The sequence below is a fragment of the Paenibacillus sp. FSL H7-0714 genome (assembly GCF_038003765.1).
Taxonomy (GTDB): Bacteria; Bacillota; Bacilli; order Paenibacillales; family Paenibacillaceae; genus Paenibacillus_AQ.
In genome coordinates this window covers 1,193,474-1,217,280 of the sequence record NZ_JBBOPT010000001.1, presented here as the reverse complement: position 1 = coordinate 1,217,280, position 23,807 = coordinate 1,193,474, and the positions used below count along the sequence as shown (strand labels likewise).

At 41.3% G+C, this 23,807-nt stretch carries 20 protein-coding genes and 1 riboswitch; of the genes, 3 read left to right on the top strand and 17 right to left on the bottom strand.

The features are described from left to right. Nucleotide 1: 1 nt before the first annotated feature. The gene (gene phnC, locus NST34_RS05315) at nt 2–784 is read right to left on the bottom strand and encodes a phosphonate ABC transporter ATP-binding protein (RefSeq protein WP_076283974.1); all 783 of its coding nucleotides are present in this window, start codon (nt 782–784) and stop codon (nt 2–4) included. Nucleotides 785–914: 130 nt separating this feature from the next. Next, nucleotides 915–1,892 (bottom strand): phosphate/phosphite/phosphonate ABC transporter substrate-binding protein, encoded by a 978-nt coding sequence (locus NST34_RS05310; RefSeq protein ID WP_341127312.1) that lies wholly within the window; start codon nt 1,890–1,892, stop codon nt 915–917. Nucleotides 1,893–2,065: 173 nt separating this feature from the next. On the opposite strand from NST34_RS05310, the gene NST34_RS05305 reads away from it, so the two are divergent. Further along, the gene (locus NST34_RS05305) at nt 2,066–3,646 is read left to right on the top strand and encodes a bifunctional metallophosphatase/5'-nucleotidase (RefSeq protein ID WP_341127311.1); all 1,581 of its coding nucleotides are present in this window, start codon (nt 2,066–2,068) and stop codon (nt 3,644–3,646) included. Here NST34_RS05305 and NST34_RS05300 read toward each other — a convergent pair. The 3 genes from NST34_RS05300 to NST34_RS05290 form a co-directional block, all read right to left on the bottom strand. Beyond that, on the bottom strand, nt 3,643–5,412 hold the full coding sequence (locus NST34_RS05300) for a M3 family oligoendopeptidase (RefSeq protein ID WP_341127310.1): 1,770 nt from the start codon (nt 5,410–5,412) through the stop codon (nt 3,643–3,645). The two genes, NST34_RS05305 and NST34_RS05300, sit on opposite strands and share 4 nt — an antisense overlap. A 386-nt stretch (nt 5,413–5,798) precedes the next feature. Further along, nucleotides 5,799–7,010: an MFS transporter gene (locus NST34_RS05295; RefSeq protein ID WP_339245454.1), complete on the bottom strand. Its 1,212-nt coding sequence runs from the start codon at nt 7,008–7,010 to the stop codon at nt 5,799–5,801. 11 nt (nt 7,011–7,021) lie between these two features. Continuing rightward, nucleotides 7,022–7,474 carry a MarR family winged helix-turn-helix transcriptional regulator gene (locus tag NST34_RS05290; RefSeq protein ID WP_042185346.1) on the bottom strand — a complete coding sequence of 151 codons (453 nt, stop codon included), beginning with the start codon at nt 7,472–7,474 and terminating at the stop codon, nt 7,022–7,024. A 280-nt stretch (nt 7,475–7,754) separates the two neighbouring features. Between NST34_RS05290 and NST34_RS05285 the strand changes: the two genes are divergently transcribed. Continuing rightward, nucleotides 7,755–8,294: an NADPH-dependent FMN reductase gene (locus NST34_RS05285; protein WP_042124617.1), complete on the top strand. Its 540-nt coding sequence runs from the start codon at nt 7,755–7,757 to the stop codon at nt 8,292–8,294. A 197-nt stretch (nt 8,295–8,491) separates the two neighbouring features. Here NST34_RS05285 and NST34_RS05280 read toward each other — a convergent pair whose 3' ends face one another. The 9 genes from NST34_RS05280 to NST34_RS05240 all read right to left on the bottom strand — a co-directional run bounded on the left by NST34_RS05280 (nt 8,492) and on the right by NST34_RS05240 (nt 19,828). Continuing rightward, nucleotides 8,492–9,460, bottom strand: a complete 969-nt coding sequence (locus NST34_RS05280) for an alpha/beta hydrolase (RefSeq protein ID WP_341127309.1) — start codon at nt 9,458–9,460, stop codon at nt 8,492–8,494. Nucleotides 9,461–9,499: 39 nt separating this feature from the next. Beyond that, nucleotides 9,500–10,552: an LLM class flavin-dependent oxidoreductase gene (locus tag NST34_RS05275; RefSeq protein ID WP_341127308.1), complete on the bottom strand. Its 1,053-nt coding sequence runs from the start codon at nt 10,550–10,552 to the stop codon at nt 9,500–9,502. A 70-nt stretch (nt 10,553–10,622) separates the two neighbouring features. Then, nucleotides 10,623–11,492, bottom strand: coding sequence for an NAD(P)-dependent oxidoreductase (locus NST34_RS05270; RefSeq protein ID WP_076283967.1), 870 nt, complete (start codon nt 11,490–11,492; stop codon nt 10,623–10,625). Nucleotides 11,493–11,561: 69 nt separating this feature from the next. Further along, nucleotides 11,562–12,137, bottom strand: a complete 576-nt coding sequence (locus tag NST34_RS05265; RefSeq protein ID WP_339245446.1) for a TetR/AcrR family transcriptional regulator — start codon at nt 12,135–12,137, stop codon at nt 11,562–11,564. A gap of 165 nt (nt 12,138–12,302) precedes the next feature. Beyond that, nucleotides 12,303–12,908 (bottom strand): flavin reductase family protein, encoded by a 606-nt coding sequence (locus NST34_RS05260; protein WP_076299186.1) that lies wholly within the window; start codon nt 12,906–12,908, stop codon nt 12,303–12,305. 17 nt (nt 12,909–12,925) lie between these two features. Next, a complete protein-coding gene (locus tag NST34_RS05255; RefSeq protein ID WP_341127307.1) occupies nt 12,926–13,903 on the bottom strand; it encodes a ring-cleaving dioxygenase in 978 nt (325 codons plus the stop codon). Nucleotides 13,904–14,181: 278 nt separating this feature from the next. Next, complete coding sequence (locus NST34_RS05250) at nt 14,182–15,900, bottom strand: methyl-accepting chemotaxis protein (protein WP_076299184.1); 1,719 nt, start codon at nt 15,898–15,900, stop codon at nt 14,182–14,184. Nucleotides 15,901–15,912: 12 nt separating this feature from the next. Continuing rightward, complete coding sequence (locus NST34_RS05245) at nt 15,913–18,147, bottom strand: bifunctional diguanylate cyclase/phosphodiesterase (RefSeq protein ID WP_081393047.1); 2,235 nt, start codon at nt 18,145–18,147, stop codon at nt 15,913–15,915. 119 nt (nt 18,148–18,266) lie between these two features. Then, a riboswitch (cyclic di-GMP riboswitch) is annotated at nt 18,267–18,353 on the bottom strand. Between the two features lie 233 nt (nt 18,354–18,586). Then, nucleotides 18,587–19,828, bottom strand: coding sequence for a M20 family metallo-hydrolase (locus NST34_RS05240; RefSeq protein ID WP_076283962.1), 1,242 nt, complete (start codon nt 19,826–19,828; stop codon nt 18,587–18,589). A 121-nt stretch (nt 19,829–19,949) separates the two neighbouring features. On the opposite strand from NST34_RS05240, the gene NST34_RS05235 reads away from it, so the two are divergent. Beyond that, nucleotides 19,950–20,822 carry an alpha/beta hydrolase gene (locus tag NST34_RS05235; protein ID WP_341127306.1) on the top strand — a complete coding sequence of 291 codons (873 nt, stop codon included), beginning with the start codon at nt 19,950–19,952 and terminating at the stop codon, nt 20,820–20,822. 65 nt (nt 20,823–20,887) lie between these two features. Here NST34_RS05235 and NST34_RS05230 read toward each other — a convergent pair whose 3' ends face one another. The 3 genes from NST34_RS05230 to arcC are packed head-to-tail and all read right to left on the bottom strand — an operon-like array spanning nt 20,888 to nt 23,784. Beyond that, entirely contained in the window at nt 20,888–21,340 is a 453-nt protein-coding gene (locus NST34_RS05230; protein WP_042124600.1) for a nucleoside deaminase, read from the bottom strand. Between the two features lie 15 nt (nt 21,341–21,355). Next, nucleotides 21,356–22,810 carry a cytosine permease gene (locus NST34_RS05225; protein ID WP_042185326.1) on the bottom strand — a complete coding sequence of 485 codons (1,455 nt, stop codon included), beginning with the start codon at nt 22,808–22,810 and terminating at the stop codon, nt 21,356–21,358. A gap of 23 nt (nt 22,811–22,833) precedes the next feature. Further along, nucleotides 22,834–23,784: a carbamate kinase gene (gene arcC / locus NST34_RS05220; RefSeq protein WP_076283959.1), complete on the bottom strand. Its 951-nt coding sequence runs from the start codon at nt 23,782–23,784 to the stop codon at nt 22,834–22,836. Nucleotides 23,785–23,807 lie beyond the last annotated feature (23 nt).

Below are 23,807 nucleotides of genomic sequence, written 5' to 3'. Positions count from 1 at the left end.
ATCACATGCCTCCGCTTACAGGCTCACCTAACAACTCATCCTGATGAATCGGTCTGCCGTAAATCTCAGCAAATTTCTCATCGGTGGCCTCGGAAACAGGACCATCGAAGACCACTTCTCCTGCCCGGAGCCCAATAATCCGGGTGGCATATTCTCTAGCGAGGTCGATAAAATGCAAATTCACGATGGTCGTAATCCCAAGCTCCATATTAATCTTTTTCAAATCATCCATAACCTGCTTGGTCGTCAGTGGATCCAGTGAAGCGACAGGTTCATCTGCAAGGATAATTTGCGCCTCCTGCGCAAGAACACGAGCAATAGCCACGCGCTGCTGCTGACCTCCAGATAGTTGATCTGCACGTGTGTAGGCCTTCTCAGCAATATTGACCCGATCGAGAGACTCGAAGGCTAAATCAATATCCTTCTGTGGGAATTTGCCAATTATCGTCCGTATTGTGGAATGATAGCCGACCCGCCCTGCCAATACATTACGAAGCACAGTCGTACGTTTCACCAAGTTGAAACTTTGGAAGATCATTCCGATATTTCTACGGATCATTCGGAGCTGGCTTCCCTTTGCCTTCGTGATGGATTTCCCATTTATAAGAATATCGCCTTCTGAAATATCATGAAGCCGGTTAATGGAACGTAGCAGGGTTGACTTTCCCGCACCCGAAAGACCAACAATAGCTACAAATTCTCCAGCTGGAATAGTCAGGTTAATGTTGTTTAAGCCTTTGGTTCCGTTTAGATACGTCTTGGACACATTACGAAGCTCTATCATGAAAATCATTCCTTTTTGTGTTTTCGTATATTCGTATAAAAGAGATAGCCAGGTCCGGGGGGGAATCCGGAGCTGGCTATCCTTAGTTCCTGTTATACACCAACATCGTTGTATCCTTGAACGGCCTGAACTACTCTGTTTTTACTTTATTGTTGTATTCACGAACAATGTCAAAGTTGCTATCTTGTGACTTCACATAACCTTCATGCGAGTAAATATCTTTGATAATCTCATGTCCTTCTTTGTCAGCAGCGATATCAATAAACGCCTGCTGAATCTTCTCAATCCATTCCTTATTCATATCTGAACGGACCGAAATCGTGTCGTTAGGGATTTTATCAGTAAAGGCGAGAACACGAGTATCTTCAAATACTTTCAGATAATCCTTAACGACTATATTACGTGCATCCTGGAAAATAGCTGCGGCATCTACATCACCGTTCAGTACAGCAAGTACGCCTTGGTCATGTCCCTTAACCGTGATAGCTTGTACATCCTTCAACGGATCAAGTCCTGCATCCATTAGTGTTGCAGCCGGCCATACAAAACCTGCTGAGGATGTAACGTTTTGATAAGCGATTTTTTTGCCTTTCAAATCGGCAACGGATTGGATCGCAGAATCTTTCTTAACGATAATCATAGATTTATAGAAGTCAGCCAATTCATCTGTCGGAGCACCCGTTTCATCATTTACACCAAAACGTTGAGCTTGAAGAATAACTTCAGCAGCTCCTTTTTCTTTTGCCAATACGTAAGCTGTTGGAGGAAGGAAACCTAAATCTACTTTTTTGGAAGCCATAGCTTCGATAACAGTGTTGTAATCAGTAGAGACACTTACTTCTACAGGAATACCGAGTTTATCACCCAGTAATTTTTCAAGAGGTTTCGCCTTAGCTTCGAGCGTATCCGCATTTTGAGAAGGGACAAATTGTACTGTGAGCTTCTCTGGAACATAACCCTCTGCTACAGGAGCTGCCGTTTCCTTCGGTGCATTTGCTCCATCCGTCGATCCTTGGTTTGCAGTATTGGTAGTATTGTTAGCACCACAACCACTAAGCAAAGTAATAGACATCATTAGCGGCAATACGAATTTACTTATTTTTCTCAAACGAAAGACCTCCACTGTTCTCTTTTTTTTTAGTACTTCTAGACTATAAATATTTTGTATTAAATCTAAGGCCTCTAACTATTAAATATATGTAAAATTTATTTTAATCTCTTAAAATTTCCAAATTATCTGATAGAATGAGGTCTGAACTTATTATCCGTAGGAGGCTACCCATGAATAAAGACAACACCTTAACCTGCGAAATCCTCATAACAAGTGATCTACATGGGCATTTAGGGCCCATTGATTACCGCACGGGTGAGAAACGACAAAAAGGCTTAGCAACCATTGCTAGCCTTATTAAACAAGAAAGATCCCATTGTCCAGAGCTAATACTTCTCGATAACGGTGATCTTATTCAAGGTACACCGCTAGCTTATTATGCAGCCACACAGTACAGTGACGAACTAAATCCAGGCATAGCTGCATTGAATGAATTGAAATATGACGCTGCAATTATTGGTAACCATGAATTTAATTTTGGTAAGCCACTACTTAATAAAGCCATTCAGGATTCCAAATTTCCTTGGTTATCTGCTGGAATTATAGATCGCACGACATGTAAACCTGCATTTGGTAGACCCTATATCATCAAATGGATAGACAAAAAAATCAAAGTAGCCATTCTAGGAGTTACCACACATTACATTCCCCACTGGGAGAATCCTGTCCATATAGAAGGACTTCAATTCAAGGATTCGTTAGAGACTGTAAAGCTTTGGTGTGCCACTATTAGAGAAGAAGAACAGCCCGATTTACTCGTTGTAGCTTATCATGGCGGGTTCGAGCGCGACCTCCTTAGTGGTGAACCTGTAGAGAGACTAACTGGAGAGAATCAAGCCTATGCAATGTGCACAGAGGTTGAAGGCTTAGATGTATTAATTACCGGACATCAGCATCGATTCATAGCTAGTGAGCTAAATGGTGTGACGATCATACAGCCTGGTTGTAATGGACATTCCCTCGGTAAGATTTCAGTAGTCTTTCAAAAAGAAAACGAACGTTGGAAGATTAAGAGTAAACAAGCCGAACTCCTTGCTGTAGACGACAAGACCGCTGTAGATGATACAATTCTAGAGCTTAGCAGCACGCTTGAATCAGAAACAGAAGCCTGGTTGGATGAGAGAATAGGTACAGTTATCGGTGACCTTTCTATTTCTAGTGCAGATGAATGCCGATTGGCTGACCATCCCTTTATAGAATTTATGAATAAGGTACAAATGGAGGCTACAGGTGTAGAGATCTCGACAGCAGCTTTACTCAGCAACGATTGCAAGGGCTTCAGTAACACCATTACCCGGAGAGATATTCTTTCCAACTTCATTTATCCAAACACGCTAACTGTGCTAAGACTGACCGGACAAGATATAAAAGAGGCACTGGAACAAACCGCCAACTATTTTCAAAAGGATCTAGAGGGAAATGTAATTGTTAACCCTGCTTATGTAGAACCTAAATCGCAACATTACAATTATGATATGTGGGAAGGCATCCACTACGAGCTTCATATCAATAAACCTGTAGGCAAAAGAGTCCTCCATCTGCTGCATCGTGGGCAGCCTGTAGAGGACTCTAAGGAATATGATGTTGTTATGAACAACTATAGAGCAAGCGGCGGTGGAGATTATGAGATGTATAAGGGCAAGCCGATTGTCAAAGAAGTACTGATCGACATGTCTGAAATTGTCACGAATTACATTGAAAAACGCGGCCAAATTGAAGCTACCTGTGATCACAACTGGAGAGTTGTTTAGGTCGTACTGATGAATGCCTCAATATCGGTTTCAATCAGCATTAAAGCACCTCTCCAAAAATCAATGGAGTGTACATCAATATCCATAAACTTTGCTACATCTGCAATATTATGCTTGCTGGTAGCACTAAGGAACTGACGATACCGGGCGACGAACTCCTCGCCCTTTTTTAAATATTCTGCGTAGAGTCCTTTAGCGAATAACAGTCCGAAAGAATACGGGAAGTTCATAAATTCATAACCAGCCATAAAATATCCGGCCTTGTTCATCCACATGTACGGATGGATTGTGTCAGGATCAACGCCCTCACCGTAAGCTTCCACCATACAAGCAATCATCAGTTCGTTCAGCTCTTGAACAGGAAGCGGACCCGAGGTTCTTCTCTCATATAATTTAAGCTCAAATAAATAACGAGCATAGAAGTCTACCAGATAATACCCAGCATCGGAAATACTTCTCTCCAATAGAAGCTGAGCTTCCTTCTTGGTCGAACTAGTGAGTAGTGCCTGATTTACGATCGTCTCGCAAAAGATCGAAGCCGTTTCGGCAATCGGTATCGGATAATCTGTGTTCAGCATCGTTTCTTCTCCCAGACAGGAGCTATGATATGCATGGCCGAGCTCATGGGCAAGAATACTAATATCTATAGCATTTCCAGTGAACTGTGTCATGATTCTGCTCTCGCCTATCGGAAAAATATCAATGCAGAGCCCATATCCACCCTTACCCGCTCTAGGTTCTGCATCAATCCATTGCTGATCAAAAGCCTTTTGAGCTAAATTGGCCAATTCCTCGCTAAAGGTTCCGAAGCTAGAGACAATTGTTTTTTGAGCATCTTCGTAAGAGATTTTTACACTTTCTTCGCCAATCGGTGCAAAAATATCGTAAAAAGGCAGCTTTGTGGAATGTCCCAGCAGTTCGGCTTTCTTTTGATAATAGGTATGAAAAGCTGGCAAACTCTCCTGAAGAGCGGCGAGCATTGCCGATAAAGTTTCACTGTCCATTCGCGATGCCACTAACACCTTTTCCAGAGAAGATTGATATCCACGCATGCCATAAATCGTTAGCGCCTCACCACTTATTCCATTCATGCAAGCTGCACAAACCCCAGCAATACGACTGCAAGCTTCAGCCTCGGCTTCATAAGCCGCTTTTCTTAATGTAACGTTATTCTCATAGGCCATACTCCTTAGTTCTGCAAGCGTTACTTTCTTAGTTTCCCCTTGTACTACCACATCTGCAAGTGTACTCGATACGCTCTCCATGTAGAGCCTTCCCCACGCTTTGGAACCCGTGCTCTGCATTCTGGCAATCGCAACTTCCACTTCCTCATTTAACACATAACGGGATTGCAGAAGAAGCTCCTTTAAATAAAATTGATGTTTCAGAAGATAAGTTGAGCTAACGATAAGCTCATCTATGTGTACACAAGTGCTAATCCATCGTTTAAAACCCGCAACTACCCCAGCAATCTCTGAGCTCAAATGTTCAATATCATCAGCAAGATTCATGGCTTCCTCAGAACTGCTGTCTGCGCTAAGCGTTAACTCTGCATAGGCTAATAAACATACATATACGCTTTTATAATCGTTGTAGAGCCTTAGAAAGTCCTCGATCGCTGCGACGGAAACACCCTCAAGCTTTAGATTGCCCTCAGCCCAGGCTTTTAAATCTATAATAAGTTGACCGAGTAGCTCACGATCGCCTTTTAACTTCTCTGACTCAAAGGAAGGATATAAGCTATCCAGATTCCATGTCATATTCATTTGTGAACCTCTCCTCTACTTCTTTGGCCATCCCTGATTTCTTCATTATACCGTCCTTAGTGGATAAAATCTGTATACTACCTATGTTTTCGGGATGGCGCAAGGACATAAAAAAAGGACCCTGCCAACGTATGGCAGGGTCAAGGTCTATATTATAAGGGGGTTATGTGATTACTATAACCCTCTTAGCTTAAAAGAATATGAATAGTAGATAAAGATTGGCTTAATCTACAGATCTCTGTCCTCTTCATCAACAAAAAAAGGACCCTGCCAACGTCCGGCAGGGTCAAGGTCTATATTTAAGGGGGTTATGTGATTACTATAACCCCCTTAGCTTAAAACGATATGAATAGTACCTAAAGATTAGCTTAATCTGAAATCATCCCTTATTGACTTAACGCTGAAGGGTTATTTCTGGCCTTAGTAATCTGAATCCCAATATAAATAATTAAAAACAGCACCATGAACCCAGCAGAATAACGATACATCATCCCATAATCGGATGCCGCCGAGATTGCCCCAAGAATAATGGCCCCACTGGCTACCCCTAAATCTGTTGAGTTATAAAACATACTGTTCGCCATACCATACTGTGCAGGTGTAGATGTCCGAAGCATCCAAGCCTGTATAGTAGGCTGGATAGCTCCAAAGCCGAGTCCATACAGCAATGCGGATATAATGAGCATTGGCATGGATGTTGTATACGAGAGCACTGTTAAGCTCGCGACGACACAAACCGCTGCGGGAATCAGAACAGCAGCCGGACCTCTTTTATCAAATAATCTGCCGGAGATAGGTCTAATAATAATGATTGTAATCGCGTTAAATAAAAAGAACAAACCCACTTGCTCTAAATGTACCGCTTCGCCGAACAAAGCGATAAAGCTAAGCAATCCACCATAAGTAATCGCGAGTAAGACATTCAGTATTGCAGGCAATACTAACTTTGTATTAAAAGGAACCTTGAGTGGTTTGGATGGTGCAATGGATCGCTCAATAGGCTGTTTTTTCGGTACAGCTGGAAGTGAACGTGAGAACAATAAGACTGGAAAGGCAAGAAGCAAGGTGAATGTTCCGATCATCGCCAGTGTTCCGAACCCCGATTGCTTCATTACGTTCAAACCAATCATAGGACCAATGGACATTGCAAGACTGGTTGATAAGCCGAAATAGCCGATCCCTTCACCCATTCTTTTGCTAGGAATAATCTGTGAAACAATCGTGGGAATAATCGTGCTGGCAATCCCGAACCCAATCCCATAGCCTACCCGCATCAGCAATAGTGACCCGATTGAGTCTGCTACCACATAAAGACCGGTTATGGCGGCCGCGATAGCTAAACCAATATATAGTAGTACATTGCGGCTAACCCTCCGCATCAGAAAAGCAGTCATAAAACGTGAAGCAATCGCAGTTAGCGCAAATACACTTGTAACCAAGCTGACCATAATATCTCCGGCTTGAAATTCACTTTTAACATAAGACGGAAATGAAGATAGCAGCATCTGTAAATTCATAAATAAAAATAAAGCACTAAACGTTAAAGCAATAAAAGACTTGGTCCATAGTTTCGTACGTAGTTCTTGTTGTTCTGGCATAACTTACGTTCCTACTCTCCATCATTTATTTGATCAATATGATTGTTTATTCTTAGCAGCAACCCCATGAGCAGCTCATATTCATCACTGGAAATACAGTTCATAATCTCATCTGTGACTTGATCCTCAATAGGAAAGGTCTCCTTAATCAGAGCTCTTCCTTTTTCCGTAATATAAACCTTAAAAGAACGCCGATCATTCTCCCCGGTTCTTTTATAGACCAGTCCTTTTCCCTCCAAGTGATCCAGAATTCGCGTCGTAGTTGGTTTATCCTTACCCGAACGCTTCGCGATATCCTTCTGAATCAGTCCTTCCGTTCTGTCGACTTGAAAAAGCACTGACCATTGCTCAGGTGTTATATCATATTCCTTTAGCCCATTTTGGAATAACGCGCTTAATTTACGATAGGTCGTTCCCATCATAAATCCTAACGTAAGTTCGGATTGGTTATGCTTTGTCGTCATGATCAGACCTCTTCACATTTCATCTTCTTTTTAATAGTTGCTTAAACAATTATATTCTAGACAACTAAATTTGTAAAGGTGAGACAAAATTATAAACTAACTATTATTAAGTTGCTTGACAAAGTAAACTAAACACGGTATTATTATCTCATGTTAAAGATACTTAACTTAAAGACAACTAGAGCGTAACACGCTTAATATTATTTATTTGAAGGTTGTGTAATTCATGGGATTTCTAGACAAACTATTTGGTAGAACAAAAATCGAGGAGGAACAAACAATGTCTAAATTAAACATCGGAATCATTCTGGGAAGTACTCGTCAAGGTCGTTTAAGCCCACAAGTAGGGGAATGGGTTAAAAAGGTAGCAGATGCACGTGGAGATGCTAATTATGAGATCGTAGATATCGCGGACTTCAAACTTCCACTAATGGGAGAAGTTGATGCTACTGAACAAGCAACTGCTTGGAATACAAAGCTTGCTACGTTAGACGGTTTCGTATTTATCGTTCAAGAATACAACCACAGTATTTCCGCATCACTGAAAAATGCACTCGATTACGCGCGTGAAGCTTGGAACAACAAAGCAGCGGGTATCGTGAGTTATGGTTCTGTAGGTGGCGCTCGTGCAGCTGAGCATTTACGTGGAATCTTGGGAGAACTGTCTGTAGCAGATGTTCGTGTACATCCAGCCCTGTCCCTGTTCACTGATTTCGAGAACGGTTCTGTGTTCAAACCAGCGGATCTTCACCTGACCAATGTAAATGGCATGCTTGATCAAGTATTGGCTTGGAGCGGTGCGCTCAAGACGCTTCGTTAAGATCACCCGCTTTAATATTATGAAATACACCTCTTGGAATAGACATTGATAAACCTATGGTTTGTCCGGTCTATTCTAAGGGTGTATTTTTTGTGTGTGATGAAATGACCACCTTGTATAGAATCTTTTCTCGCATAATCGGCGAGGATTTCAATCTACAACAAGGAGCAATGATCATATAGTTTGTGCTTGCATTATTAACAGCTCTCGTTTGGGGATGGAGAGTGTTTGGGGTGAAGTGCCCGGGCCATCGCATCCATATAGCTCTGAACGGCGCGCTGACTCACTTCCGCTTCTGGAACGAATATTTCGAAAAGATGAAAACATCCGGGATACAGGTTAAATTCGATATCTACACCTGCTTGCGCAAGTCGTGTTACATATTCGATCGTCTCATCTCGGAATAGATCAAGCTGACCTACACAGGTATAGGTTGGTGGCAGTCCAGCTAAATTCTCCGCTCTCGTTGGTACCGCATAGGAAGATATCCTGCTGGCATCGTTCTCCTCGCCCAGGTACATGTTCCAAGCCGTTAAGTTGTCCGTCCGGTTCCAGATTGCACCTTCTTCCGTAATCTCATGGCTTGATGGCGTAATGTTACGGTTGTCGAGCATTGGGTACAACGGCATCTGAAAGATAATGGAGGGTCCACCTTTATCTCGTGCCATCAGCGCAAGTGCTGCTGTCAGCCCGCCGCCACCGCTTGCACCAGCAATCGCAACCCGATTCTCATCAATGCCAAGTGATTCCGCTTCCTCCGTCATCCATACTAAGCCAGCATAACAATCTTCGATTGCAGCTGGATAGGGGTGCTCGGGTGCCAGCCTATAATCAACCGACACGACAACACATCTAGCCGTCTGAACAAAGCGTTCACACAACTCGTCGTCCATATCAGGATGTCCTAACACGTATCCGCCCCCGTGAATCCACAGCATAGCTGGAAGCTTGTCAGCATTTCGCCCAGCAGGTTCATAAATTTTTACCAGTATCTCCCCTGCAACACCCGGAATTTTTCGACTGGTTGTGTTTACATGCTCTGACCTCTTCAGTGACAGAGCCGACACTAAACTTCTGCTCCACTCTAAATTCTCTTCCAATTGAAACCCTGGAAATTGTGAATATGCCTCTCTTAATTCTGGTAGTATACGTTTATCGATACTCATGAAAATCCTCCAATACAATAATGATTGCTTGTATAATTCCTATTCCTTCTCAGCTTCCCACTTGGCAATTTCCTCTCGTACTCGTGGAGCAACCTCCGTTCCGAGCAGTTCTATAGCCCGCAACACCTGCTCATGTGGCATCGTGCTTAGTGGAACATACATCATAAAGCGTGTAATACCTACATGCTTCCGTAGATGAATGATCTTCTGAGCAACTGTTTCTGGATCTCCAACGTACAATGCGCCATCAAAGCTTCGGGCCGCATCATAGCTGGAACGGTCATAATACGACCATCCTCGTTCTTTGCCGAGCTTGTTCATGCCGTACTGGGTAGATGGAAAAAAGATATCTGCTGCCCGTTCCGTATCTTCTGCGACGAATCCAATCGAATGAGATCCCACCTGAAGCTGCGATACATCATGTCCAGCGCGGGCCGCCGCCTTCTTGTACAGCTCTACAAGCGGAGCAAAATTCATTGGATTCCCGCCAATGATCGCCAACATCAATGGCAGACCCAAAAGTCCTGCACGAACGGCAGAGCTTTGCGTACCTCCGCTGCCAATCCATATTGGTAAAGAGCTTTGGACGGGCCGCGGGTATACGCCCAAATTATGAATTGCTGGCCGATGGCCTCCCTTCCAAGTTACTTTCTCGGAACCCCGTATTTTCATAAGCAGTTCGATATTTTCATTGAATAGCTCCTCATAGTCATTTAAGCCATAACCAAACAACGGAAAGGATTCAACGAATGAACCCCTGCCCGCTATAATCTCGGCACGTCCATTGGAGATGCCGTCAAGCATAGCAAAATCCTGAAACACACGTACAGGATCAGCAGATGAAAGGACCGTCACAGCACTAGCCAGGCGAATCCGTTTAGTCAAGGACGCTGCAGCGGACAACACGATTGCTGGTGAAGAAGCTGCATAATCTTCACGATGATGCTCACCGATACCAAAAACATCAAGTCCCACCCGATCCGCAAGGACGATTTCTTCGACTACTTCTCGTAATCGCTGTGCATGACTCATCACAATTCCAGTCTCAATATCAGGCTTTGTTTCTACGAACGAAGTAACACCTATTTCCATGATTTATCACACCTCTTTTAATTTTTCTCCTGCACTACAACCAACAGATATTTGGGGCAACCCTATTTTTTTAAGAAGAATGCTCTAGACAACGGATTAAAGCTGTCCAATCCATCTCACCATAACCATGGGCTATTCCTTCAGATAAATGATGATGGATAAGTTGGCCCAAAGGTAGAGGAGCTTGGACGGACTGCGCTGCCTCTATAGCCAGTGCAACATCCTTCAGCCCTAGCTTCATTTTAAAACCAGCTGGTTCAAACCGCTGTTCTGTCATTATCGCCCCATAGTTCTGATATAAGGGAGATTGAAAAAGAGCATTCACCACATCCATAAAACGGGCTGGCTCTATGCCATACTTTCCTACCATCAGCTGCGTTTCTGATAAAGCTTCCAGCATAGAAGCAATTAAAAAGTTTACGCCTATTTTTACAACATTTCCTTCTTCGCTATAATCCCCAATCTCGAATATTTCCTGACCTAATTGTTCTAAAACAGGAATTAACTGTTGTCTGGCTTGCTCCGGACCTGCCAAAATGATGCGCAATTTAGCTGCTTTAGCGGCATCCGGACGCCCCAGCACTGTGGCAGACACAAAGTATTGCTTTCTCTCCGCATGCGCCGCGGATAATTTCCGAGCCAGATCTACACTGATCGTACTGGCAGATATGTGAATTCCTTTTTCTGATAATCCATTCAAAATTCCATTTGGACCCTCAACAATCTCCTCCAAAGCGGCATCGTCAGAAAGCATGGTTATGACCATATCGCTCTTTTGTGCTGCCTCCAATGGTGTCTCGGCATAATGCGCTCCCTGATCTATTAGGGGTTGCGCTTTTTCACGAGTACGATTAAAAACGATTAATTCATTACCAGCTTTCAACAAATTTTGGGCCATTGGAAAGCCCATTTTCCCAAGCCCGATAAATGATATTTTCATAAGTCTCTTCTCCGCATTAAGGATGATTTACAATAACGGAACGATCGTTCCAGAATAACCAAAAAAAATTTATATTCCTGCAATTACAAAGCTTATCATCTCTTTGGCACGCTGCTGATCTTGATCTGCTTTTGCCATAATATTTATGCTTTGATGTAAATTCAGCAATAAATAAGACCACGCTTTGACATCAGTGGTTTTATCAAGTTCGCCTGATTGTCGGCCTTTTTCCAAAAGCTCGCAAAAAGCCTGTTCTAAATTCAAAAAACTAGTCTTTATCAATTCATTTATTTTTTCATCCCGCGACTCTAGTGTTGTAGCTGCATTCGTTACAAAACACCCGCCGGGTAGGCTCGTATCGTACGCTGAAGTAATATGTTGCTCAAAAAATTGTTGAATCCCTGCTCTAACGCTTGACGCCTGTTCAAGAATGACCTGTCTATTGAAGCTTACCTTTTTGTAATGTTCCAGTGCGGCAATGTACAACGTTTGCTTGTCAGAAAAAGTATCGTAAAGACTAGATCGGCTAATGCCCATAACCTGCAGCAAGTCCGGTATGCTTGTTGCCTCATAACCCTTTTTCCAAAACAACAGCATCGCTTGATGTAGTGCTTGATCCTCGTTAAACTCTCTTGTCCTTGCCATGAGTAACACCTCCTGTAATGGCAATATAACATATCTGGAACGATCAGTCCAGATAAACTTCGAGAGAAAACCTTACGGTTTGCTTGGCATAGCTGATGAACTATAATTAGCCCACAAAAAGACCTGCTCGGTAGGCTTCATCGCTTACGAACAGGTCTTAGTTTATTATTCCGGTCTCTCAATTTCAAAAATCTCACCAATCGTAGCGTAATTAGCTCCCGCTAAACGACTTACTGCATTTAAGGCTCTAGGGTCAATTCGCCCCTCCTGATAAATCGATTCATCGATATGAAACTGAACAATTTCGCCGATGAACAAATCACTCCCAGGTTCTTCTGCTCCTAGAGGTATCGCTTGTACAAGCTTACATTCCATTCGAACCTTTGCTTCCAATACTCCAGGTACTGCTACATTTTTACTTGGGACCGGTGTAAGATTCGCTAGCTCAATTTCACTTTCTGCTCTTGGCAATGAGGCAGCGGTTTGATTGATTTTCCCAACATTCTCATCATCTACAATATGCACAACAAACTGATGATTATTATAGATATTACGGGCTGTATCTTTTAATCGCCCCGCTGGTCTTTGAATAGACAGTGAAACCATCGGAGGATTAGACGAGACGATATTAAAATAGCTAAACGGCGCACCATTCAAAATGCCATCTTCTGATTGAGTAGTGACAAAAGCAATGGGCCTAGGAATAACAGTACCAATTAATAACTTATAATTTTCCCGCTCACTATTTTGCTTCGGATCAATCGAAATCAATCTCCCCAGCTCCTTCTTCACTCTTTCACGAAATCGATCGTGCTTCTAACGGTATCAATAGGGCGTACTAACTTCTCAATTTGCTCACGTTTAGGTTCCAAGAATGGTGGCAATGAAAGCTTTTCTCCAACCGTTTCGTATTCCTCGTCTCCCATAAATCCAGGTCCATCTGTTGCAAGCTCAAACAGGATTTGTGGAGCAACTCGTGTATACAGCGACTCGAAGAAATGACGATCCACATAACCTGAGGTACGGAACCCAAAGTCTTCAAAATGCTTAGTCCACTCATCCAGCATGGCCCGATCTTCTACTCGGAAAGCCGCATGGTGAACCGTACCAAAGCCTTGACGCGAATTCGGTAAGTCCTCGTTATGCTCAACAATAATTTGCGCCCCGTTTCCGCCTCCGCCGACTTCAAACAAATGATAAGCATCATCCTGAGCGATTTCATTAAACAGCATGACTCTTTCCAACATTTCTTTAAAATAGCTGAAGTCAGCTATACGTACAAAGATCGGTCCCAAACCAGTGATCGCAAACTCTAAAGGAATCGGTCCTTTTTGCCATGGTGTACCTGATGCGACCCCTTCATTAAATTCATCGGAGATAAGTTGATATTGTTGATCATCAAAATCTACGAAGGATAAAGTCTTTTTGCCAAACTGCTCTTTAATTCCGGTATGCTTCACATCCAGGCGATCAAAACGCTTTATCCAGTAGTCTAATGCAGCATCCGTTGGTACTCGGAAGGATGTCTTGGCGATCTCATTGGTTCCGTGAACACCTTTAGGAATGTTAGGGAAGTCAAAGAACGTCATATCCGTTCCGGCACTGCCCTTATCATCTGCAAAAAACAAGTGATACGTTTGGATATCGTCTTGATTGACGGTTTTCTTCACTAGACGCATTCCCAATACGTAAGTAAAAAACTCGTAGTTTTTCTCTGCGCTGCTTGTGATGGCTGTTACGTGGTGAATCCCTTTTAAATTTCTCATGATTATACACTCCTAAAGTTTAGTTTGATTTTGTAATATAATTCCCTAGATCAAGAAAGATTAATTGAATTATCTTAATGTTAAGATATCCACCAAAAAAAAATATCTTTCCAACATTCGATTACATGTATCTCACAAATTATCTTTACATTAATTATCTTTAACTTAAGATAAATTTAACACACTCCTTTGTTGTTGTCAACAAAACACTATAAAAGATAACAGCCTTGTTCAGTATGTAAATAGATATCCTGAACAAGGCTGTTTTGTTTTGGTGCTTACTCGATCACAAATTTACCAACCGTCTCATTCATCATTTCCGCAATATTCGCCTGGTGCTCAGAAGAAGCAGCCACATCTTCAAACGCTTGTAATGTATCTGAAATGTGATTTCGAATGCCACTTACATTGTCCGCAGACTGTTGAGATACTGCGGCAACATTCGTCATCGCTTGATCTACCTCTGCCATTGATAGCTTCAGTCCGTGCATTGAAGATACCATTTCACCTGTGATCTCATGAAACATATCGGCATCATTTTTATATTGCATACTTACTTGCTCGAAACTCTCATAATCACTTATCACCGTCGAATCGATAAAATCCAGCAGCGCTTGTGATTGAAAGGACACATTCTCAAAAGCATCTTCCACTAGCAGTGTCATTTTCTGAATCTTCCCCACCGACTCCTCCGACTGTAGAGCAAGTTTGCGTACTTCATTAGCAACTACAGCGAATCCTCTTCCCTCATCCCCAGCTCTTGCTGCTTCAATGGAAGCATTCAAGGACAATAGATTCGTTTGGGCTGCAATCTCTGAAATGTACCCAGCTATCTCTCTTACTTCATTAACAACTTTCCCTGCCTCGATCGCGTGCATAATGGAATTCTGTTTCTCAGCATACAAACTTGTCGCATATTGAATCGATGCTACAGCCTTTTCCTTCGCGGAAGCTGCCTGTACCAGAATTTCTTCGGAGGTATTTAGTGCGACTCCCGCCTTATCACTTAGCAGATCTGCATTGGAGATAATCTCTTGTACTGTTGCATTTACTTCTTCTGTTGTAGCACTTAAAGATTCACTTCCAGAAGCAACCTCTTGCGAGGAATTATAAATTTGATCCATTGTAGCATTTACTTCCTCAACTGTTGCAGATAATTCTTCGCTAAGTGCACCTAACTCTTGTGCTGAGGAAGAAGCACTAGTTACGATGGTTTGTACTTGCTCTGCCGAATGATTAAGCGACTTCACGATTCGACCAAATTCATCTTCAGCATCAAACTTAGCTCTTTGAGTCAGATCTCCTCGACCAAACGCCTCTGAAAAGTTCAGGATAATGGTTACTGCTCGTGAGAAATATCTTCTCAAGGACAAATATGAACCGATTGAAATCAGGATAACGAGAAAAGCAACAATGATATTGACCGTAAGTCCTTTTTGAAATAGCTTCTTATTCTGAACATCTGCATATTGGGCACTTCCTAAGTTCATTTCAACTAATTTTCCAAGGTCTTCATTTCGTTTCATATTTAACGCTTCAAGATCAGAGATGATATCTTCAGCAGGATCATATGTAGGGGTATTTAGCATCTGTTCAAGCATTGGAAGCTGAATTTGCCTATACTGTTTCGTTAATGATAAAACTTCAGCATAAATCTCCTTTTCGTTTGGGAGGGAACGTGTTTCTTCATACTTATTCAAGATTTCATTGTTTTCAGCTTGAAGCTCAACAACTTTCTGATAACTCTCTTGAAGTTCGCTTGGATCATGACTAACGATCATCTTATTCGTTAAGGTTACTATTTCATGATTATTAGATTCGAATTTCCCAAGTGCATAAACTGACGTAAGATCGTTCTTATACATACTTCTAGAGTTCGCATACATATTGCTGAAATACACACTACCAACGATCGCAATGATCAGAGCACCCAACAATAATATTGTATTTGTAACAGTAATTTTGCCTACGATAGTCCAATTTCTCATTTTCCTCATGCTTTGCACTCCCTATGTACTTTTAATTAAGCTTTCATATTCTGCTACTGGCATTGGTTTCGCGAAATAATAACCTTGAGCGATTTCACAATCTATTTGTTTCAAAAAATCAATTTGCGCCTCTGTCTCAACTCCCTCTGCCACAACTTTCATATTTAAATCCCTAGCTAGCTTGACCATACTGGCAATTACTATCTTCCCTGTCTCATCATTTGACTTACTCATCAGAAAAGCCCTGTCTAACTTAATGACATCAGCAGGGAAATATTGCAATACATTTAAGGAACTATAACCTGTCCCAAAATCATCGATAGCTATGGAAAATCCTTTACGTTTCAACTCCAACAAAATATCTCTAACAAACTCTAAATTTTGGAATACAATAGACTCGGTCAGCTCTAACTCTATCAATCTAGCAGGTACCTGGTACCTGTTAATAATATTCGTCAAATGGAGCAGGAAATCATTATGATATAGGGTTATAAGCGATATATTCACTGAAATCGGAAGTGGCTGGATTCCTTCCTGGATCCATTTACTCAACATGATACATACTGATTTAAACACCATTAAATCTAATTTCACGATAAAGCGATTCCTCTCAAATATGGGGATAAATACTGCAGGAGATATAAGTCCCTTCTGAGGATCATTCCATCGAACCAATGCCTCAGCGCCATGAAAACTGTTCACTCGCAGATCCATTTTCGGTTGTAAATATACTATAAATTCACCATTTGTCATGGCAGCATCCATCTTTCTTACGATGTCTTGCTCTTCGTGTATCTGCAATAGCAATTGTTCGTCAAAGAAAGTGCATGAGCTCTTGTATCCACCTTTAATGGACTTACAAGCGATTCCTGCTCGGTCAATACATGTGAGGATATCGCTCTGACGATCATCTATACAGTAAATTCCACAATTAATCACTAGCCTAAAACCTTCTTCATTTCCAAACGTATAGTCGCTCATTTGTTCAGTAAGTACTTGTATACGGATGAATAATTCCGCCTTATTGTCATACGAAGTGAAAAGAATAAAACGATCACCCCCTAAGCGTCCAATGACATCCTCGTCTAATGTGTTTGCTGTTAAGCTATTAGCCACTTGAATCAAAATGCTATTTCCTTCATGAAAACCGACAATTTCATTTATGTATTTAAATTGTTCAATATCAAATTGCAACACAGCAAACTTTGTATTCGGTTTCTCTTTAAGTAAATACTGAGCATCTATAACAAATTTATTCGTTCTAGGAAGATGTGTTAACTCATCCTCAAAGGCAATCCTCTCCATCTGTTTCCTAATTTTGCTCTTATTTAATAGAATGTTAACAAATATGATCAATAATAAGACAAACATGATTACACATAATAAAAAAGTCGCCTGACTCATTTGAGACGCTTTGGCCATGATCACATCTTTCGGTATCACGGAGAGAATATACCAGTCCTCAACCCCCTGGATGCCAGAATAGCCAACCATTTTGCTATCTCCGTTAATCCAAAATATTCCTACTCCAGATTTTTTTGCGGTTATGTTCTCTTTAAAGATTTGCAGTTGTTTCTTATTTCTAGAATCAATACTTATACTTTCGAATATGTTATCAATTGACTTATCCTCTTCGAGATTCTTCGATTTGATAATGACTTGTCCCTTTTGATCAATGATTTGAGAATAACCATGACCTTTAAAGAAGGAAACTGCAAGAGCATCATAAAGATCCTGTGTATATTTGCTGGCAGATAAAGCACCCTTCACTTCACCTTTAAACTTAAGTGGACTATTGATCGTGATAATTTCTTTATTGGAGATCTTATCTAAGAATGGATCAGAAATACTGCTAATACCCTGCAGAGCTTTTTGGAATCCTACTTCATCTGATACATCAAACATCGTCCCATCTGATGCGTAAGCTTTACCATCTGGGCTGTTGATGCTAATTCGAATAAAATTATATTTTTTATCAAAGTGATGCAGATATTTTTTGGTCTTATCCCAATCCATATAATTGATTTCCGAAATAGAATCAGCAATTCCATCTAATGAATCTAATCCACCCTGTATCATATTTCCAATCGATCTACTCGCATGTATCGTAGCTTCTGATGTAGCAGCAACCGCTTCTTGCTCATAAGAGTTAGCAGTCCATTTTATGAAATAGTAAGAGCACCCCCAAAATATCAACGTTGCCATTATGACGAGGCCTATCATTCTCCATACTCTCAGTGGTTGTGTTTGATCCATGTACTATCATCCTTTTTCCGATTTATTACGTTTTTATTAGAAAACGAATTAAAAAAAGCCGCTATCAGAATGATAACGGCTGCATATGCATCAAAAAATAAGATCAAGAAACTCCAACTGCATGCAACCGGCTGTCATATCTATATGTAGATTTAGACCCTATGGCTTTGTGTCCCTACTTTTCAATAGGTTTACCAATATTCTGTTTTAACTATTATTAGTCATAAATACTCTATTAATAATAGGTTGCCTCCAAAAGACCTATTTCCGTAGTAAATTTTAATTTTTCCATGGGAAAATTTTCACAAATATCAATGTTAACTTTAATATAATATTTATTAATGTAAAGCAACAATTCTGCGAACAATTATAAAATTAGATACTAAAGCCCAATGCAACATTTAAATATGTCACATTGGGACTTACTTCTCAACACGAATTATGTTTGTCTTACAAACGCATAACGAAGAACAGCTTCTTCTAAAATATCAATCCCCATAATGATATCATCCAAGTCTGTATATTCATTAGGATGATGACTAAGTCCATCTATAGAAGGAACAAAGATAAGCCCTACTGGGCAAAGTTTGTTCATGTTCATGGCATCATGCCCTGCCCCACTAATCATCCGTTGACTCGATATCCCTTTCTCTTCACAAATGGATTCTAGAACCTGACTGATCTCATCAGATAATAGGACGGGTTCCTCCGAAATAATTTCCGTACTCTCAATTACAAGTTGTCTATTTTCTTGTACTAAGGATATTGTTTGATACAAATGGTCTAACACACGTTGCCTGGATGCCACTGAAGTAGATCTGATATCAATTTTAATTTCTACCTCTCCCGGAACCACGTTCATAGCGCCATTCAAGATATCTATCACCCCTAGCGTCGCAACCGTTCCAAATTCTTGTTCGAGTTTGGCTGCTTTCTCAAGCTCAAGTGCTATTTCTGAGGCACCCAGAAAAGCATCTTTTCTCATATTCATAGGTGTCGTTCCTGAGTGGGATGCCTTCCCTGATATTTGAATATGAAGCCTCACGGGTGCAGCAATTCCAGTCACAATTCCAATTCTTTTATTATTGTTTATTAAGACAGGACCTTGCTCAATATGTAATTCAAAAAACGCTTTTAATTCTTCATTCTCTCTACTCGCCTGATCAATACTGTTATAATCCAGTGCACATAGAGAAAATGCCTTTTCCATGGTAATACCGTCTTTGTCCTTCAAAGATCTATATTTCTCCTTCTGAAATAACCCTGACATTATTTTGCTGCCTACTGTTGAAATACCAAAACGCGAGGATTCTTCACAGGCAAATGAGATAATTTCGATCGGATGATCCGTTTCAATCCCTTTTTCGTTTAGACGTTTGATCACTTCCAAAGCAGCCGTTACACCTACTACCCCATCGTACTTCCCACCTTGATATACCGTATCCAAGTGAGAGCCCATTACAACGGGTGGGAGCCCTTCTATCTTCCCATTCCTTCTAGCAATCACATTCCCGCAATGATCCATCCGGATATCTAAATTTTCAGCCTTACACATCCGCATAAAAGCACTCGTACATGTCTGCTCTTCATTTGTATAAGCAATTCTAGTGATGCCCTTCTCACCCGAGTTATATTGATTAATATTATCAAATAAAGCCTGATATCTTCTCTTTCTATCCATGACAGTATCTCCAATCCTGGGTATTCATGATTATGGTTTCATCAAAATTCGTGAATGATATACAATAGAGGTAGTGCTAATCTTTAAAAATTACTTACTTGATGAGGTGTAATGGATAGCTATGAAGAAGACCATTATTTTTAAAGAAAATGACTCATTTACAATTAAAGCTGATTTTTATGAAACAAACCGTCCCCAAGCCCCTGCTATTGTGTACATTCACGGAGGCGGTCTACTTTGGGGTGATCGAGAAGATCTATCCGAGGAAATGATACAACTTTACACTAATAATGGCTTTGCGCTATTTTCGATTGACTATAGATTAGCCCCTAGGTCAACCCTATCTGACATCCTTGAAGATGTCCAAGACGGTCTTCTTTGGTTAGTGAATGAAGGACCCAAGGAATTCTCCATTGATCCCTCGAGGATCGCTGTAGTGGGAAGCTCAGCAGGTGGTTTCCTTGCACTAAGCACAGGAATGTTTACACATAAGCCACGTGCGATTGTCTCCTTCTATGGATATGGCGATATTAGCGCTCCATGGGCACTCGAACCAAGTAAATTCTATTGTGAAAAGGATATCGTCTCCATGGAGATTGCAAAAGGTACAGTGTCCGATCAAATCATTACGAGCGCAAGCGTTGACGAGCGTTTTCTTCTCTATTTATATGCAAGACAATCCGGTCGTTGGATCGAAGAAGTGACGGGCTTGAACCCTTCTCTACATAAGGAAGAAATCCTCAAATTCTGTCCTATTCATCATGTAACTAAGGAATTCCCCCCTACATTGTTACTGCACGGAACGAACGATGTAGATGTGCCGTATGAACAATCGGTATTCATGAGAGCTGCGCTAGTGAAAGAAGGAGTACCGGCAAAGCTTATTACTATTCCAAACGGAGAGCATGTATTTGAAAAAGATTTCGATAACCCTGTTGTGCAAAAAGCTCTTCATCAGGTGATTGATTTCCTTCAGCTTCATCTTGCTGAGTAGATCTGTAGAAGAACAGGAAAATCCGGCACTAAAATAGTGCCGGAAAATATAGGAGACCGCATGAATTATTTCTTGTTTAATTCGTGGAAATGCGTCCATAAATGATCGCAATCTTCTCTAGCTTCCACTTTAATCATATTAACAACACTCTCATCATGACCCACAAAATATTCGCGAAGGTGAATGTCAGAGAAGCCGTGCTCTTTCGCATCATCTCTTGTGCTGCAATAATGAACTTCCTTAACCCCTGACCAAATGATAGCACCCATACACATTGGACACGGCTCACAGGTGGCATAAATTACGCAATCCGATAAGTCCATCGTGTCTAGCTTTTTGCAAGCTTCTCGGATAGCTACCATTTCTGCATGTGCAGAAGGATCTGTGTCTCTCATCATTGTATTGCTAACCGCTGCAATCACTTCATCGCCTCGAACAATCGTTGCACCAAACGGGCCACCAAATTTCTTATTCATACCCTCGATCGTTGCATCTACGGCCAATTTCATGTAATCCATTTCAAAATTCCTCCTCTAGTTTAATTGGGATGATTTTAGTGTTTTGCTAAAGATGGTGTATAGAACAAAAGAAACAATTAAGCCACTAAAGAAAGCAAAATCATTCATCCTAACTAGGAAGGGGATACCCTTAAGAAATGCACCTGACATAGGAAGGATGAAGCTGACTGCTAGAACAGCCATCGCAACAGGATTGTAACCATTCTTATATTCACCATTGCTGCCTGCTGGGACATAGATATTATCAAGATTTAATACTCTTTTCCGATGAATAAAGAAGCTTGAAAGCATAATGCCCGCAATTGGACCAAAGATGGACCCAATAAAGCTATAGAAGTAGAATAAGGTCGTTGTACTTTCTACAAGCTTCCATGGCAAAATCAAAGTTCCAACAACGGCTGTTAAGACACCTGCAGTCTTTACAGTGAATTTTTTCGGGAAAAGAGATGACATTTGCAAGCCAGCTGGCAATAGGTTTGCAAACACTACGAAGGCGATTGCTCCTACGTTTAGCGCTAGAATCAATACAACAACAGCGAAAGTGTTTTCAATTTTATCAATGGCATGAACGATATTGAAAATCGGTTCACCAAACGCAATTTCTGTACCCGCGATTAAGGCCACACAAGTGATAGCAAAAAGAATATAAGACAAGATAAACCCTACTGGCAATCCAATCATAGCCGCTTTTGGTGATTTCGCACGATGTGTGAAGTCCGACATATTCACAACAGGACCCGCCCAGTTAGATACCAATGCACTCACGCAAGCAATAAAGACTAATGGACTTGAGCTTGGGTTCGCTGGTACATACTCTAAAATCGGACCAAACCCTCCAGCAATCTTGATCGCCCAAACAGCAGCACCAATAATAAACACATACACTACTGGGGAAGACCAGTTACCGAACTTACCTAATGTTTTCATTCCACCTAAGAACAACAGAACCGTTGCTGTCCAAAGAATCGCATAGGAGATCATTGTCGGGAATGCTAACCCGAATAGTGTGAAGCCACCGCCTAAATCCATATAATTCGGAATAAATCTAGCAAATATAACATTTAATGATTCTGCACCAACAACGGTAGTGGTTCCAAAGAATACTAATCCGGCAACAAGTCCTCGTATCAATGCCGGTATAATTGCTCCTTTTACCCCAAATGAATCACGAAGCAACATCGCGAATGGCAGCCCATATTTGGAGGCAGAATATCCGTTTAAAGCATAAAATGCGGAGACAATAATGGCCGAAAGCATAACGGCAAAGAGCACCTGTGTTGTATCCAATCCTAAGACGAAGAAGCCTGCAACTGTCATATACGACATAATATTATGAACAGCACCCATCCAAAGGGTTATATAGTTGGACATTCCCCAGTCTCTTTGCTCAGGCTTCTTGGGCAGTAATTCCTCACCGTAACCGTATGATTTGTACCTATCATAATTTTGTTCCAACTTTGCTTGATCCATATCTACACTTCCCCTCGCTTAAATTACTTCACGATATGAGTGCCTGCCTGTTCATTGATCGCATCTTTCAAGCTTTCCGGATTCGTAATAATAACTCGCGTTCCGCTGTTCTCTAAGAAGCTTAAACTTGCCTCGATTTTAGGCAGCATACTTCCTGCTGGGAAGTGATTTTCTAGCACATATTGTTTAGTCTCATTAACCGTCATTTTGGAAAGCTCTTTTTGATTCGGCTTACCATAGTTGATGCATACTCTAGACACTCCCGTTGTAATAATTAAGGTCTCCGCATGAATTTGCTCTGCTAAAAGACTCGTTGCAAAATCCTTATCGATGACTGCATCAACACCTTTGTACGTGTTATCATCAGACTTCACGACTGCGATACCTCCACCACCTGCAGCGACAACGACAAAGCCCCCGTCGATTAATGACTTAATCGCGTCTTTCTCCACAATATCTATAGGTCTTGGGGATGGAACTACTCTACGGTATCCTCTGCCAGAGTCTTCTACAAAGCTCCATTCCGGATGTTCTCTTTTCATTTCTTCCGCTTGCTCTTTGGAAAAGAAGGATCCTACTGGTTTCGTCGGATTCTTGAAATTAGGGTCTTCTGAGCTTACTTCGACTTGTGTAATCACCGTAGCCACATTCTTGTGGATCCCTCTAACTGCAAATTCGTTAATTAAAGCTTGTTGAATTAAATAACCGATTCCACCTTGTGTATCGGCTCCACAATTCACTAGTGGAACAGGAGACATGCCGGCAATTTCATGTGCAATCTCAGATCTTCTTAGCCCAAATCCTACCTGTGGTCCATTACCGTGTGTAACGACGACATTGTAGCCCTCTTGCACCATATCAACAATATTAACGACAACTTCTTTTACTGCTTCAGATTGGTCATGAATTGAATCCAGGCCATTTTCCTTGACCAATGAGTTCCCGCCAATAGCAACGATTACAGTCTCTTTCATCTGATGCCTCCTATGTTGCAATT

Bases quoted from the DNA above. Each gene is read 5' to 3' on its own strand.
- phnC (WP_076283974.1), bottom strand. From the start codon at position 784: ATGATAGAGCTTCGTAATGTGTCCAAGACGTATCTAAACGGAACCAAA.
- NST34_RS05305 (WP_341127311.1), top strand. From the start codon at position 2,066: ATGAATAAAGACAACACCTTAACCTGCGAAATCCTCATAACAAGTGAT.
- NST34_RS05300 (WP_341127310.1), bottom strand. From the start codon at position 5,412: ATGAATATGACATGGAATCTGGATAGCTTATATCCTTCCTTTGAGTCA.
- NST34_RS05295 (WP_339245454.1), bottom strand. From the start codon at position 7,010: ATGCCAGAACAACAAGAACTACGTACGAAACTATGGACCAAGTCTTTT.
- NST34_RS05290 (WP_042185346.1), bottom strand. From the start codon at position 7,474: ATGACGACAAAGCATAACCAATCCGAACTTACGTTAGGATTTATGATG.
- NST34_RS05285 (WP_042124617.1), top strand. From the start codon at position 7,755: ATGTCTAAATTAAACATCGGAATCATTCTGGGAAGTACTCGTCAAGGT.
- NST34_RS05280 (WP_341127309.1), bottom strand. From the start codon at position 9,460: ATGAGTATCGATAAACGTATACTACCAGAATTAAGAGAGGCATATTCA.
- NST34_RS05275 (WP_341127308.1), bottom strand. From the start codon at position 10,552: ATGGAAATAGGTGTTACTTCGTTCGTAGAAACAAAGCCTGATATTGAG.
- NST34_RS05270 (WP_076283967.1), bottom strand. From the start codon at position 11,492: ATGAAAATATCATTTATCGGGCTTGGGAAAATGGGCTTTCCAATGGCC.
- NST34_RS05265 (WP_339245446.1), bottom strand. From the start codon at position 12,137: ATGGCAAGGACAAGAGAGTTTAACGAGGATCAAGCACTACATCAAGCG.
- NST34_RS05255 (WP_341127307.1), bottom strand. From the start codon at position 13,903: ATGAGAAATTTAAAAGGGATTCACCACGTAACAGCCATCACAAGCAGC.
- NST34_RS05250 (WP_076299184.1), bottom strand. From the start codon at position 15,900: ATGAGGAAAATGAGAAATTGGACTATCGTAGGCAAAATTACTGTTACA.
- NST34_RS05245 (WP_081393047.1), bottom strand. From the start codon at position 18,147: ATGGATCAAACACAACCACTGAGAGTATGGAGAATGATAGGCCTCGTC.
- NST34_RS05240 (WP_076283962.1), bottom strand. From the start codon at position 19,828: ATGGATAGAAAGAGAAGATATCAGGCTTTATTTGATAATATTAATCAA.
- NST34_RS05235 (WP_341127306.1), top strand. From the start codon at position 19,950: ATGAAGAAGACCATTATTTTTAAAGAAAATGACTCATTTACAATTAAA.
- NST34_RS05230 (WP_042124600.1), bottom strand. From the start codon at position 21,340: ATGGATTACATGAAATTGGCCGTAGATGCAACGATCGAGGGTATGAAT.
- NST34_RS05225 (WP_042185326.1), bottom strand. From the start codon at position 22,810: ATGGATCAAGCAAAGTTGGAACAAAATTATGATAGGTACAAATCATAC.
- arcC (WP_076283959.1), bottom strand. From the start codon at position 23,784: ATGAAAGAGACTGTAATCGTTGCTATTGGCGGGAACTCATTGGTCAAG.